Annotated in this window: 12 protein-coding genes and 1 tRNA gene; 9 read left to right on the top strand and 4 right to left on the bottom strand. The window is 69.4% G+C overall.

All coding sequences use genetic code 11. The features are described 5' to 3' along the window. Position 1: 1 nt before the first annotated feature. Complete coding sequence (gene lysA, locus ACFV3I_RS08685) at positions 2–1,420, bottom strand: diaminopimelate decarboxylase (protein ID WP_247638647.1); 1,419 nt, start codon at positions 1,418–1,420, stop codon at positions 2–4. Positions 1,421–1,568: 148 nt separating this feature from the next. On the opposite strand from lysA, the gene ACFV3I_RS08680 reads away from it, so the two are divergent. From ACFV3I_RS08680 to ACFV3I_RS08665, 4 genes are read left to right on the top strand one after another with little or no spacing between them, the layout of a single operon-like run. Then, entirely contained in the window at positions 1,569–2,651 is a 1,083-nt protein-coding gene (locus ACFV3I_RS08680) for a YihY/virulence factor BrkB family protein (protein WP_247638646.1), read from the top strand. Positions 2,652–2,708: 57 nt separating this feature from the next. Continuing rightward, complete coding sequence (locus ACFV3I_RS08675) at positions 2,709–3,596, top strand: alpha/beta fold hydrolase (protein ID WP_247638645.1); 888 nt, start codon at positions 2,709–2,711, stop codon at positions 3,594–3,596. After that, on the top strand, positions 3,589–4,170 hold the full coding sequence (locus ACFV3I_RS08670; protein ID WP_136029255.1) for a TetR/AcrR family transcriptional regulator: 582 nt from the start codon (positions 3,589–3,591) through the stop codon (positions 4,168–4,170). Before ACFV3I_RS08675 ends, ACFV3I_RS08670 begins: the two co-directional genes overlap by 8 nt. Before the next feature lies 1 nt (position 4,171). Continuing rightward, complete coding sequence (locus ACFV3I_RS08665) at positions 4,172–4,924, top strand: alpha/beta fold hydrolase (RefSeq protein ID WP_247638644.1); 753 nt, start codon at positions 4,172–4,174, stop codon at positions 4,922–4,924. 4 nt (positions 4,925–4,928) lie between these two features. Here the strand turns inward: ACFV3I_RS08665 and ACFV3I_RS08660 are convergent, their stop codons facing one another. After that, positions 4,929–5,771: a DUF2993 domain-containing protein gene (locus ACFV3I_RS08660; RefSeq protein WP_247638643.1), complete on the bottom strand. Its 843-nt coding sequence runs from the start codon at positions 5,769–5,771 to the stop codon at positions 4,929–4,931. 28 nt (positions 5,772–5,799) lie between these two features. Then, complete coding sequence (gene argS, locus ACFV3I_RS08655) at positions 5,800–7,464, bottom strand: arginine--tRNA ligase (protein WP_136029249.1); 1,665 nt, start codon at positions 7,462–7,464, stop codon at positions 5,800–5,802. 93 nt (positions 7,465–7,557) lie between these two features. Between argS and ACFV3I_RS08650 the strand changes: the two genes are divergently transcribed. Continuing rightward, positions 7,558–8,364, top strand: a complete 807-nt coding sequence (locus ACFV3I_RS08650) for an SGNH/GDSL hydrolase family protein (RefSeq protein WP_136029247.1) — start codon at positions 7,558–7,560, stop codon at positions 8,362–8,364. 16 nt (positions 8,365–8,380) lie between these two features. Further along, positions 8,381–8,453: transfer RNA gene (locus tag ACFV3I_RS08645), tRNA-Arg, on the top strand. A 158-nt stretch (positions 8,454–8,611) separates the two neighbouring features. On the opposite strand, the gene ACFV3I_RS08640 is transcribed toward ACFV3I_RS08645, so the two are convergent. Then, positions 8,612–10,132 (bottom strand): DUF4041 domain-containing protein, encoded by a 1,521-nt coding sequence (locus ACFV3I_RS08640; RefSeq protein ID WP_378803620.1) that lies wholly within the window; start codon positions 10,130–10,132, stop codon positions 8,612–8,614. Between the two features lie 130 nt (positions 10,133–10,262). Here ACFV3I_RS08640 and ACFV3I_RS08635 point away from each other — a divergent pair, with 130 nt between their 5' ends. From ACFV3I_RS08635 to ACFV3I_RS08625, 3 genes are all read left to right on the top strand, one after another. Then, entirely contained in the window at positions 10,263–12,005 is a 1,743-nt protein-coding gene (locus ACFV3I_RS08635; RefSeq protein ID WP_378822717.1) for an ATP-dependent endonuclease, read from the top strand. A 373-nt stretch (positions 12,006–12,378) separates the two neighbouring features. Continuing rightward, positions 12,379–12,756, top strand: a complete 378-nt coding sequence (locus ACFV3I_RS08630; protein WP_378822716.1) for a VOC family protein — start codon at positions 12,379–12,381, stop codon at positions 12,754–12,756. Between the two features lie 68 nt (positions 12,757–12,824). After that, entirely contained in the window at positions 12,825–12,998 is a 174-nt protein-coding gene (locus ACFV3I_RS08625; RefSeq protein ID WP_168387297.1) for a hypothetical protein, read from the top strand. The last annotated feature ends 55 nt before the right edge of the window (positions 12,999–13,053 follow it).

The raw sequence follows: 13,053 nt of genomic DNA, 5'->3' as shown, positions 1-13,053 counted from the left end.
GTCATCGGTCTCCCTCGGGGGCGTCGGCCCCGTCGATGCCCGCATCGCGGGCCAGCAGGTCGTCGACGGTCTCGCCGCGGACGATCACCCGCGAACGGCCGTCGCGCACCGCCACGATCGGCGGTCGCGGGACGTGGTTGTAGTTGCTCGACAGCGAGGCGCAGTAGGCGCCCGTCGCGGGAACGGCCAGCAGGTCGCCCGGTGCGAGGTCGGCGGGAAGGTACTCGTGGTCGACCACGATGTCGCCCGACTCGCAGTGCTTGCCGACGACGCGGCTCAGCTGCGGCTCGCCCTCCCCCGTGCGCGATGCCAGCCGCGCCGAGTAGCTGGCGCCGTACAGGGCGGTGCGGGCGTTGTCGCTCATCCCGCCGTCCACGCTGACGTAGCGGCGGGTCGCCCCGGAGGCGATCGTCACGTCCTTCGTGGTGCCGACCTCGTAGAGGGTCACTCCGGCCGTGCCGATGATGGCCCTGCCCGGCTCGAACGACAGCGCGGGCACGGGGATGCCCCTGGCCGCGCAGCCCTCGGCGACCGCGGCCACGATGGCGGCAGCGAGCTCGTCGATCGGCGTGGGGTCGTCGACCCGGGTGTACGCGATGCCGAAGCCGCCGCCGAGGTTGAGCTGCGGCACCGGTCCGTGCTCCAGGAGCGCCGCATGCAGCTCGAGCACGCGCGACGCCGACTCGCGGAACCCGGCGACGCCGAAGATCTGCGAACCGATGTGACAGTGCAGACCGGCGAACTCCAGCCCGGGGATCTCGCGGATGCGGGCGACGGCGGTCTCCGCCTCGGCGAGGGGGAAGCCGAACTTCTGGTCTTCGTGGGCGGTCGCGAGGAAGTCGTGGGTCTCGGCGTGCACGCCGCTGATGACGCGCACCATGACCCGCTGCACCGCATCGGTGCGGGCCGTGATCGCGGCCAGCCGCTCGATCTCGATCGCACTGTCGACCACGATCGTGCCGACGCCCACCTGCACCGCGCGCTCCAGCTCGGCGACCGACTTGTTGTTGCCGTGGAAGCCGAGCGACGCGGGCGCGACCCCGGCGGCCAGGGCCACCGCGAGCTCGCCGCCCGTGCACACGTCGACGCGGAGCCCCTCGTCGACGACCCACCGGGCGACGGTCGTGCTCAGGAACGCCTTGCCCGCGTAGTACACCTGCGCCGTGGTGCCGTGCTCCGCCGCGGCCCGGTCGAACGCCACCCGGAAGGCGCGCGCCCTGGTGCGGACCTCGTCCTCGTCGAGCACCAGGACCGGGGTGCCGTAGGTGCGGGCGAGCTCGGTGGCGCGCACGCCGGCGAGCACGAGGGCTCCGTCGTCGTCACGGCGGGCCGACGCCGGCCACACACCGCTCGCGAGATCGTTCGGGTCATCGGGGACGAGGAGCCATTCCGGGGCGAGCGAGTCGGCAGGAGCAAGCACGGAGCACCAATCGTGGGTCGGGTCTCGGGCGGAGGGCGCACATCGAGTTGCCCCCGATTCTAGGGCAACGCCCCGATCCGCCTGCGCACGGTGACAGCCCGCGTCAAGCCCCTGGGGACCCCCGTCGCGGCTCTCCTAGGGTGGGGGCGTGGCAGACACCGACGCAACAGACGCTCACACCCGATCCGACGGGCCGTCGCGGCCCGGACTCGTCGCGCGCATCACAGGACCCGTCATCGCCTGGGCCCTCGCGCGTCGCCCCGTCCGCGCGGCCCTGCTGTACTCCGAGCGCCGCGGCCCGATGCTGGCCGACAGCGTCACCTACCGTGCACTGTTCAGCGTGTTCGCTGGCGTGCTGCTCGGGTTCTCGATCGCGGCGCTGTGGCTCGCGGGCAACCCCGACGCGTGGCGCGCGATCATCGACGCGGTGCAGGCCGCCGTGCCCGGACTGATCGGCGACGACGGCGTGATCGATGCGAAGGACCTCCGCGCCCCGGCATCGCTCTCCGTCGCCGGGCTGGTCTCCCTGGTCGCGCTGATCGGCGCGGCGCTCGGGGCCATCGGTTCGCTGCGCACCGCCATCCGCGTGATCGCCGGGACCGTGCAGTCCGACATCCTGTGGATCTGGGTGATCGTGCGCAACCTGCTCCTCGGACTCGGCATCGGCGTGGCATTCGTGCTCGCGGCCGCGCTGACGTTCATCGGGCAGCTCGGCGCCACGTGGGTCGCTGACCTCCTCGGTCTGCCGTCGGACTCCCCCGCGGTCGCCGTGACGGTGCGGCTGCTGTCGCTCGTGGTGGTGTTCGCGCTCGACGCCGCGCTCATCGTCGGCGCGTTCCTCCTGCTGTCCGGGGTGCGCCCCGCGGCGCGGTCGCTGTGGGCGGGGGCGCTGCTCGGGGCATTCGGTCTCATCGTGCTGCAGGAGCTGTCCGGCCTGTTCGTCGGCGGTGCCACGAGCAACCCGCTGCTGGCGTCGTTCGCCTCGCTGCTGGCCCTGCTGATCTGGCTCAACCTGTCGACGCAGGTGATCCTCGTGGCCTGCGCGTACATCGTCACCGCCGAGGAGGAGCGCAAGGACCGGCTGCACGAGCGGTTCGGCGCTCGGACGTTCGTGCAACGCCGGCTGCAGCGCGCCGAGGTGGACGTGCAGGTGGCGACCGCGGAGCTGCGCGAGGCCCAGCGCGCCGCCGCAGAGGAGGCCGGGACCGGCGCCGCACACGAGGACCGCTGACCGCGCGACCCTCGTTGTGACCAGAACTGCTAGTTTGGTCACAACGAGAGGACACGCATGACTCCCACGCGGACGCGCATCAGCCTCCCCGGCGCCGAGGTCTCACTGTGCGAATGGACCCCGACGCACGAATCCGGCTCGCCCCTCCTGCTGCTGCACGGCGGCGGAGCCGACAGCGCCGAGCTCTCCTGGGGCGGCATCGGCCCGCAGCTCGCCGCCGCCGGGCACCGGGTCCTCGCGCCGGACCACCCCGGCTTCGGGCACAGTCCCCGTCCGGAGTGGAGGCTCACGCAGGAGCGGCTGGTGCACTACGTGGGCGAGCTCGTCGACGCGCTGCGCCTGAGCGACTACGCCGTCGCCGGGCTCTCCCTCGGCGGTGGTCTGACCGTCGGGCACCTCCTCGACCGCCCCGGGCAGGCACGCGCGGCCGCCCTGCTCGGCTGCTACGGGCTGATGCCGCGGCTGGCCGACGGTCCGCTCGGCGCCCTCACCCACTTCTCCACCTTCCTGCTGCTGCGCTCCGGCCTGCTCTCCGCGATGACGCGCTCGTACGCGCGCAACGCCACCGCGATGGAGAAGGGTCTCGCCGACCTGGTGCGCAGCCCGGAGGCGCGCACGCCCGAGCTCGTCGAAGCCGTGCTCTCCGAGGCCGCCACGGGCACCGGGCTCGCGACGTTCGGCGAGTGGCAGCGCGACCAGGTGCGGTGGAACCGACTGCGCACGGTGTACACCGACCGGCTGCCGTCCGTGCACACGCCGACGCTGCTGGTGCACGGCGACCGCGACTCCGGTGTGCCCCTCGACCGCATCCGCACCGCTGCGCGCCTGCTGCCCGACGCCCGTCTGGTCGTGGTCCCCGGCGCCGGCCACTGGGTGCAGCGCGATCGTCCCGACGTCGTCACCGCGGCGCTGCTCGAACACCTCGACGGGCGGGCGGATGCCTAGACCGCTCATCCCCCACCGCCGCGACCGCATCCTCGACGCGGCCGAGCGGCTCGTGCTCGCCCGCGGCTTCGACGCCATGAGCATCGCCGCCGTCGCGGAGGACGCGGGGATCGCGAAGGGCGCCGTGTACCGGGAGTTCACGTCGAAGCGCGACGTGCGCGACGCCCTGCTCCAGCGCGGCAACGCCCGCATCGCCGCGCGCGTGGAGCAGGAGCTCGGCGCGCACCCCTCGCTCGCCGCCGCATATCGTGCGACCGCCCGCGCGCTGCTCGACGACGAGCTGATGACCGCGGCGTTCCTCGACGACACCGGCGTGCTCGGGGCGCACGTCGCGGAGGAGCAGGACGGACGGTACCGGGAACGACACGAGCGCGTGATCGCGTGGGTGCACGACCTGCAGCGACGCGGGCTCGTCGTCGCCGACGTGGCGCCGGAGTCGCTCGCCCTCGCCCTGTCGAGCGCCACGCTCGGCCTGCTGTCGGCCGCGCGGCTGCTCGGCCCCCTCAATCGCGATCGACTGGAGAGCACGATCGACACCATCGGCCGCATGGCAGCCACGTTCGAGAGGCAGTGACGTGCACCACGAGACTTCCGGCCCCGCCGGCCCACGACCCCTTCTCCTGCTGCACGGTGGCGGGGTCGCCGGGTGGATGTGGGACCCGGTGCGCGCCCGGCTCGGCGAGCAGCAGCGGGTGATCGTGCCCGACCTGCCCGGCCACGGCGCGAGTGCGACCGAGCCGTACGTGTCGCACGCCGCGACCGTCGACGCGCTCACCCGGCTCCTGGAGCACGAGTCCGCCCCCGCGACCGTGGTCGGGTTCTCGCTCGGCGCGCAGTTGACCGTGCTGCTCGCGGCGCAGCGCCCCGACCTGGTCTCCGACGCGGTGGTCATCAGCGCCCAGGCGGAACCGGCGCGCGCGATCGGCCCGACCCTCGCGCTCCTGCGGGCGACCGCCGGGCTGGCGAAGAACGAGCACTTCGCCCGGCTGCAGGCGCGGGAGCTGTTCGTGCCGGACGACCTGCTCCCCGCCTACCTGCGCACCTCGGCCGGCATCTCGCGCGAGACCCTGGTGACCGCGGTGGCGGAGAACCTGCGCTTCGCTCCGCCGCCCGCGTGGTCGCAGTTCCCCGGCTCGGCGCTCGTCCTCGTCGGACAGAACGAGAAGAAGCTCATGCACCGTTCCGCCGCGGCACTGCACCGCGCGCTCCCCGGCAGCACGTTGGTCACGGTCGACGGCTGTGGCCACGGCATCCCGCTGCAGCGGCCCCAGTGGCTCGCCGAGCTCCTGCGGGCCCGGATGGACGGACCGCGCGCCGAGACCGGGTAGCCGGTCAGCGCGGGCAGGTGCCCTTCTCCTGCAGCGCCTCGTCGGTGACGATCGCGCCGTCGACATCCACGTCGATCACGGCGGCATCACCGGAGATCTGCAGCCCGGTGAGGGTGAGCCCGGCCGGCAGCTGATCCGCGATGCAGACGCGACGCGGCTCCGTGAGGCCCTCGCCCAGTCCGCCCAGGGACGAGCCGACGCGGGACAGGTCGATGTCGATCCCGCCGACGCTCGCCGCCACGGGGGTCAGCTCCAGATCGCCGTCGACCGCGCCCGGGGTGAGCGTGATCGACACCGGCACCGCGGTGCCCAGCACGTCGAAGGAGCCGCCCAGCGTGGCATTCGGCTCGTCCAGCTCGACGGAATCCACCGGGAGGTCGGTCGTGGCCAGCAGCGCCGTGAACTGCTCCTGGTCGATGCGGATCGTGCCGTCGGCGCCGCCGAGGTCGCCGCCGCGCAGGGGCACGCCGGTCGCGGTCACGTCGGCCGCGCCGGTGATGCCCTCCAGGGTCACCGCGTCGGTGGACAGGTGCAACGTCTCGAGGCGTCCGCCGATGAGCTGCGGCAGGAGCAGGCCCGTGGTCTCCACGTCGAGCTGCTGATCCGCCGGGAGGTCGAGCTGCTCGATCACGATCGACCGCACCACGCCGGGAAGCACGGCGCGGGCGATGAGCTCCGCCGCCACGACGAGCACCGCGAGCACCACGACCACGATCAGCACGACCCACGGCCACCGCGGCCGTCGCCTGGCCTTCTCCGGCTGCGGCGCCGCCGCGTCGGGGATCACCAGCGTCGGGTGCTCCCGCGACGGCTCGGGGTACGGCAGCGTGTGGTTGTCGTCGCTCATGGTGTCATCCTGCCGCACGGGCGGCCGGTCACATGCGCTCGGGAGCCGAGACGCCCAGCAGGCCGAGGCCGTTGCGGAACACCTGACCGGCGGCGTCGTTCAGCCACAGGCGGGTGCGGTGCACGCTCTCGACCGGGTCGTCGCTGAGCGGGATCACGCGGCAGTTGTCGTACCAGCGGTGGTACAGGCCCGCGAGCTCCTCCAGGTAGCGGGCCACGCGATGGGGTTCGCGCACCTGAGCGGCGAACGCCACGATGCGCGGGAACTCCTGCAGCGCGCCCAGCAGGGCGGCCTCGCTCTCGTGCGTCAGCGTCTCCGGCGCGAACTCGGAGCGGTCGACACCGGAGTCGGCGGCGTTGCGGGCCACGTTGTGCGTGCGCGCGTGGGCGTACTGCACGTAGAACACCGGGTTGTCGTTGGTGCGCTTCTGCAGCAGCTCGGGGTCGAGGTCGAGCGGCGAGTCGGCGGGCGAGCGCTCCAGCGAGTAGCGCAGCGCGTCGGTGCCGAGCCAGTCGAGCAGGTCGTCCATCTCGATGATGTTGCCCGCGCGCTTGCTCAGGCGGGCGCCGTTGATCGACACCATCTGGCCGATCAGCACCTCGACGTTCTTCTCCGGGTCCTCCCCCGCGGCACCGGCAACCGCCTTGAGGCGGTGCACGTAGCCGTGGTGGTCGGCGCCGAGCAGGTAGATCTTGTCGCGGAAGCCGCGGTCGCCCTTGTCGAGGTAGTACGCGGCATCGGCGGCGAAGTACGTGTACTCGCCGTTCGAGCGGCGGATCACGCGGTCCTTGTCGTCGCCGAAGTCGGTCGTGCGCACCCACACCGCGCCGTCCTGGTCGAACACGTGCCCCTGCTCGCGGAGGCGGTCGACGGCACGGTCGATCAGGCTCAGGCCCGACGCGTCCTTCGCGTGCAGCGTGCGCTCGGAGAACCACACGTCGAACGGCACGTTGAAGCGGTCGAGCGAGTGCGTGATCTCGGCGAGCTGGTACTCGTACGCGAGCTCGCGGGCGACGTCGAGCTGCTCGGCCTCGGGGAGGTCGAGCAGGTCGGGGCGGGCCTCGAGCACGCGGCCGGCGAGCGTGGTGATGTACTCGCCGGGGTAGCCGCCCTCGGGGGTCGGCTCGCCCTTCGCGGCGGCGAGCACCGAGCCCGCGAAGCGGTCCATCTGCACGCCGGCGTCGTTGATGTAGTACTCGCGCACCGCATGGGCGCCGCTCGCCAGCAGCAGGCGCACGATCGCGTCGCCCAGCGCGGCCCAGCGCGTGTGCGCGATGTGCAGCGGACCCGTGGGGTTGGCCGAGACGAACTCGACGTTGACGCTCACGCCCTCCTGCGAGGAGTTGGTGCCGTACGCGGGACCGGCATCGACGATGACCTTCGCGAGCGCGCCGGCCGCGGCTGCGTCGAGACGGATGTTGAGGAACCCGGGACCGGCGACCTCGGCGCTCGCGACCCCGTCGACGCGGACGAGTCCGTCGGCGATCTCCTGCGCCAGCTCGCGCGGGTTGGTGCCGAGCGGCTTCGCCAGGCGCATCGCGATGTTGGAGGCCCAGTCGCCGTGGTCGCGGTTGCGCGGACGCTCCAGCACCACGTCGGCGGCGGTGACCCCGAGCGGCTCGCCGGGACGTCGAGCCTCGGCGATCGGTGCGAGGACGGCGAGGATGGCGGAGGCGAGCGTTTCGGGGTTCATAGACTCCCCAGTTTACGGGCGCGGACGGGTGATCTCCGCCCCCGTGCGTCGCGCCGAATTTGCGTTCGGCCGACCGTGATCTACTCTCATGCCATGAAGGCCCCCGCCACCCGCCGCCGACTGCGTGCCGCCGGGGTCGCCACCGCACTGGTGCTCGCCGTCACGGCGGGCGTTCTGGGTGTGTGGCGGCCATGGACTCCCGCTCCCTCCGCCGCGCCCGTCGCCGCCGGTGACGACACCGCCACCGCGGCCATCGCTCCGGCTCCCCTCACGCTCCCCGACGACCCCACCGTGCTGGTCTTCGGCGACTCGTGGACCTACGGCTCGGCGGCCACGGATCCCACGCTCGGGTACGCGTACGTGCTCGCCGACCTGATCCACGGGCACACGGTCGTCAACGGCGTGCGCGGCAGCGGCTACCTCAAGCCGGGCCTCGACGGCCCCACGTTCGGGGAGCGGATCGCCGCCCTCGACCCCGCGATCGACCCCGACCTGGTGATCGTGCAGGGCTCCATCAACGACCGCGCCCAGGGCGAGGTGGGCTACCGCGACGCCGTGACCGCCGCCTGGGACGCGCTCACCGCGCTGTACCCGGAGGCCGCGATCGTCGTGCTCGGCCCCGCCCCGCACGAGCTCCCCGTCGGCACGCAGACCGCCCGCATCGACCACGACCTGTCCGAGCTCGCGGCCGCCCGCGGCTGGTGGTACATCTCCCCCGTGCAGCAGCACTGGATCACCGAGCAGAACTACCTCTCCGTGATCGACGTGGAGGTCGGACGCAAGCATCCGTCGACCGCGGGCCACCGCTACCTCGCCGAGAAGCTGGCCGCCGCGCTCGACGAGCTGCGGGCCGCCCCGGTCACCGAAGCGGGCGGGTCGGAGACCACCCCGGACGAGTGATAAGGTCGATCGGTACGCCTCCGTAGCTCAGTGGATAGAGCGCCGGTTTCCGGTACCGTAGGTCGCAGGTTCGACTCCTGTCGGGGGCACTAGAAGTTCACGAAAAGCCGTCTGATCCAGACGGCTTTTCGTGTACTCGCAGACAGCATGCTATTCCCGCGCCATGGGCCCTACGCCCGCTCGCTGCAACTCCCACCTCAGCGAGCGGCGTTACACAGGGATTGCGCGCAGGGCCCAGGTAGTCCGGCTACACCGCGCCCTGCATCGCGCGGGTAGCCATGTACTCCTCAGCGGCCGGCTCCAGCTTGAAGTCGAGGAGCTCGACGGAGTGCGCCTTCAGTACTTCTCGGACCTCGGTCGGAGTCGTTCGGAAGTACTCGCGCCGCATATTCACGCGGTTGATGCGGCGATCGGCGAAGTGCTGGTGAAGCATCGCTTCGATGCTGACGGCGTCATCCGCGAAGAACAGGGCGTGAACATCGAACCGGAACGGCACGGACGCGTCGCCGAGCTCGTTCACGCGGTCCATCGGTTCGAGACGTCGGGTAAGCCCGATTTTCACGACGTCGGGTCCAAACGATCCGACGTTGCTGATGACGTACACATATCCCGCACGGATGTTCGCCGCGCGGTAGTCGACGTTCTCGATTGCATGCTCGACATCAGCGAGCCGCGCCCGCATGCGCTCTGCACCTTCGAGGTCACCATTGGCTTCGAGGGCCGCGATGGTGTTCGCGTAGTGTCCCCGCTCCTTCTCCAGGCGCGCCTTCTCGGCCGCCAGCTCCTTCTCCGCCTTGCGCTGCTCGCGGAGTTCCTCGCGGTGTGCACGGTCAGCTTCCTTCTCCGCCTGGACAGCGCGGAGATGACGGTTGGCGAGCTCGAGCTCACGCAGCCGGAGCTGATGGAAGTACGACGTGATGCTCAGGTCGATCATCGTGCCGAGACGAGCGATCTGCTCCTGTGCCGTGGTGAGACGCTTCTGCGCCGTGGCCAGGTTCCCGGCGCGGACAGCCTTGACGCAGTTCTCGGCTTCGGCGTTGTACGAGCGGAGCATGAGCTTCGACATGTCTCGAACGAACTTCGCACCTTTGGCCGTGCTGTTGTTGAAGGTGAAGTTGCTCGTCGCCTGTGTCGCGCGACCGGTGCGGACGGCCGTCTTGATGTCTGCACGCAGCGCCTCGAGCTGCGTGGCCAGAGCGACGGAGTCTTCGGCGGGGTGCTCGTAGTCGTAGAGGCCAAGTTCCTGGACCTCGACGGCGCCGCGCAGGTCGAGGAGAGACGCTTCGGTCGACGCGATCTCCGCTTGACGAGAAGCCAGCTCCGCCGCGGCGGCTGCTACTTGCCCGCGCGCGCCATCGACTTCCTGATTCAGGTGGCGCTTCAGGTCATCGAGGGCGGCCACGTCCTGGAGCCCGTACTGGTCGATGAGCCCTTGGAGCCGCGCGACCTCCGAGCGCAGCTTCTCCGCGTGTTTGCGCGCGCCGACCAGCGGGATGTTCTCCAGCACCAACGCGTTCTGAGTTCCGGAACTCACCGACAGCGGCGCGACTGCTGCCGTATTCGCCGAGGGCTCACGATCCGTGCGCGGGTCGACGGCGACTTGAGCAGCGAACGCGCGAGCCTCGGCGCGACTGCGAGCCATCGGAGCGACAAGCTGCACGCCGCCGGCGAAAACGTGCTCCGTCCACGTCGCACCGTCCCAGTAACGCTGCTCGAACTGCCCGGAGGGATCGGGATGCCAACCGGCCTGCACCGTGTCGCTAGTCATTGGCTCAACGTAGCGCACCAGCGAGCGCGGTCAGATCCCGCAATCTCGACGTAGCGAGGAGGCACCTCTGGTTCGCCGCTTTACTCGCATGTGTGATCATGAACCAAGTCGAGCGAGGAAAGAGGCACGGATGCGGCTCGAAGAAGTGTCGGTATCCAACTACCGATCCATTGGCAAGAAAACTACGTTTCGCCTGCATGAGCTGACCACCCTCATTGGCCCCAACAACGAGGGCAAGACGAACCTTCTTCGCGCTCTGGCACTTGGCATGCGGATGATCCGAACCTGGAGTGAGCTGCCGGAGGAAACGACGAAGACCGGTGAACTGTCTGGTCCCAGGGTCGCGCTCGTCTATCAAGCCCACCCATCGCGTCGCCGCGGCGACCCCAATGTCGATGTGCCGTTCGAGTGGCAGCAAGATTACCCGTTGAGTAAGCAGTCCACGAAGTCCGCACGCCCGACCGAATTGCGGCTCAAGTTTCAGCTTGATGATCATGAGCGTGACGAGTTCAAGTCGCAGACGGGACTCCAGATCAACGGGGATCTACCAGTTCTCCTGCAACTTTCCCGAACAACGACATCCATCGGCATTCTCAAGCAGGGTCCGAGCGGCTCGAAGTATCAAGCGAACGCGCACCGCATCACGAAGTTCATCGCCGACCGCGTTACGCACGTACTCGTTCCAGCCGTGCGAACTATGGAACAGGCGCGTTCTCTGCTGAATGAGTTGGCCAGCATACGGCTGTCCGCGCTCGCGGAGTCAGACGCCTACAAACTCGCACTACAACAGGTGAATGAGCTGCGAAATGAAGCAGTCAAGGAGGTTCAGAACGATCTTCAGCAGTCGATCTCAACTTATCTACCGAGTATCGAGGCGGTAGAGGTTCAGACCCGCAGCGTGCTGCAGTCCGACGCCATCGGTGAGATTGTGATCGACGACGGCTCAGCGACACCACTCTCTCAGAAGGGAGATGGTGTCAAGAGCTTGTTCGCGCTCGCTCTGATTCAGCACCTAGCGCGCGAACGAATGGACGACGCGAAGGACAGCTTCATCCTGCTCGTCGACGAGCCCGAAGCACATCTGCACTCACGGGCGGTTCATGACCTACAAATGCTGTTCACGAAGCTGTCGCAGCGACAGCAAGTGGTATTGGCGACACACAATCCCGTTTTCGTGAACCGCGAAGTAGTTGGCGCCAACGTTCTCGTTCAACAGAACAGTGCGTCGCCTGCCAGGTCGGTGAGCAACATCCGAGAGACACTAGGCGTGCAACTCGCTGACAATCTCGACTCAGCAGAGACGGTGGTACTCACCGAAGGCGTTACGGACGCCGATATCATCGGCGCGGTAATGAAGCACATGCATGCGGGGGCTGCGGAAGACCTCTCTACCGGGCGCATCGTCCTGAAACCGACGAGGGGAACCGGAAAGCTCCGCGCTTATCTGCAACGCGAGAAGTCGACAGGTTGCCGCATCATCGTGGTGCTCGACAACGACGATGCGGGCGAGCTCGAAGCGAAGAATCTGAACACCGGCGGTTTCCTAGACCCGAAGAGCATCTTCATCCTGCGCGAGCCTACCCACAAGCCATCGGAGATAGAGGACCTCATCCAGCCGTCCGTCTATCTAGACGCCCTGCAACAAGAATTCGGGCGGCAGTTCAAGGAAACTCACTTTGCCGACCCTCACAAGAAGTGGAGTCAGAGCTTTACCCTCGCCGCCAGCGCCCTGGGGGTAGTTGGCCCAGATGCCGAAAACTTGACGAAGGCCAAGATGGTGGTCAGCGCCGCGGTACAGGCAGCTACTGCGAACCCGGTCAAGACGAGTGCGATTCCAGGTTTCGAAGCTCTCCGTTTCGCACTGTGGGGATGAGCTAAGCCGAGTGCGTGTCCGCCCGGTACTCGGCTAGAGCCATCAACGGCACTCGGCCCGACGCTTGAGTCGCGGGACCGCTTCGTATCGTGCACTCTGCAGCGCACCCCGCTGCGACATGATCAGCGCACCGGAGTAGAGGATTACCGAACAGACAGCAGAGGATTGACACCTCGGAGGGCCGTGAAGTTCCCCGGAATCACGCGGCAAAACACCTTCCGCGTACAACCCACATCAGCAGAAGGCCGCTCTTCGGAGCGGCCTTCGTCGTTGGTCGGCGAGAGCTCGCCGGCCTGCGTCGCGCGGACGTCGGCGATTGCCGTGCCGGCGGTTCGAGAGCACGATGTCTGACATGGGACTAGCGGACTACCCGGTGAGGGCTTCCATCGGCGTCACCGATATCGGACGAGCGGCCGCCTTCTATGAAGGGGTGCTGGGCCTCGCCGCCGGGCGGAGCGGACCGAGCGCCGGCATCGCGGAGGGCGCTCGGTTCTACGCCTGCGGCGACGGGACCATGCTCAACGTGTTCGAGACGCCGACCGCGGGGTCGACGCGCTCGACAGTCGCCACGTGGTACGTCGACGACCTCGATGCGGTCGTGGCGGAGCTGACGGCTGCGGGAGCCGAGTTCGTCCGCTACGACGGTTTCGGCCAGAACGCGGACGGCATCGGCCCTCGGGCGGGCGGTGGGCGGATCGCCTGGGTCGAGGACCCGGACGGGAACACGCTGGCCATCGAATCCGACAGCTGAGGCCTTCCGGCGACACCTCCGGCGAGACGTCTCGGGGCAGTACGGATGACAGACGGTAGCCTGGACGGGTGCCCTCCCTCGTCTCCGCCGGTTCGACGCGCGCCCCGCAGCGCCTGTCGTCGGCGACGCCGATGACGGAGTGGATGCGCGTCGTGCTGCACCCGGGGACGAACGGGTGGACGAGCGTGTGGGGCACCCTCTCGCACGGTGAGATCGCGGGCTGCCCGCCGCCACGCGGCTAGCCGCGCCGGATGGCGCGGCCTCCTCGCATCGACCGCCCATCTCTCCCGTGAGGTA

Origin of the sequence: Microbacterium sp. NPDC059771 (assembly GCF_042732495.1) — a bacterium.
Taxonomy (GTDB): domain Bacteria; phylum Actinomycetota; class Actinomycetes; order Actinomycetales; family Microbacteriaceae; genus Microbacterium; species Microbacterium sufflavum.
Note: the sequence above shows the minus strand (reverse complement) of the source record. Positions and strands in the feature narration are given on the sequence as shown.

Excerpts from the sequence above, each read along its gene's own strand:
- ACFV3I_RS08675 (WP_247638645.1), top strand. The coding sequence starts at position 2,709 with ATGACTCCCACGCGGACGCGCATCAGCCTCCCCGGCGCCGAGGTCTCA.
- ACFV3I_RS08670 (WP_136029255.1), top strand. The coding sequence starts at position 3,589 with ATGCCTAGACCGCTCATCCCCCACCGCCGCGACCGCATCCTCGACGCG.
- ACFV3I_RS08660 (WP_247638643.1), bottom strand. The coding sequence starts at position 5,771 with ATGAGCGACGACAACCACACGCTGCCGTACCCCGAGCCGTCGCGGGAG.
- argS (WP_136029249.1), bottom strand. The coding sequence starts at position 7,464 with ATGAACCCCGAAACGCTCGCCTCCGCCATCCTCGCCGTCCTCGCACCG.
- ACFV3I_RS08650 (WP_136029247.1), top strand. The coding sequence starts at position 7,558 with ATGAAGGCCCCCGCCACCCGCCGCCGACTGCGTGCCGCCGGGGTCGCC.
- ACFV3I_RS08640 (WP_378803620.1), bottom strand. The coding sequence starts at position 10,132 with ATGACTAGCGACACGGTGCAGGCCGGTTGGCATCCCGATCCCTCCGGG.
- ACFV3I_RS08635 (WP_378822717.1), top strand. The coding sequence starts at position 10,263 with ATGCGGCTCGAAGAAGTGTCGGTATCCAACTACCGATCCATTGGCAAG.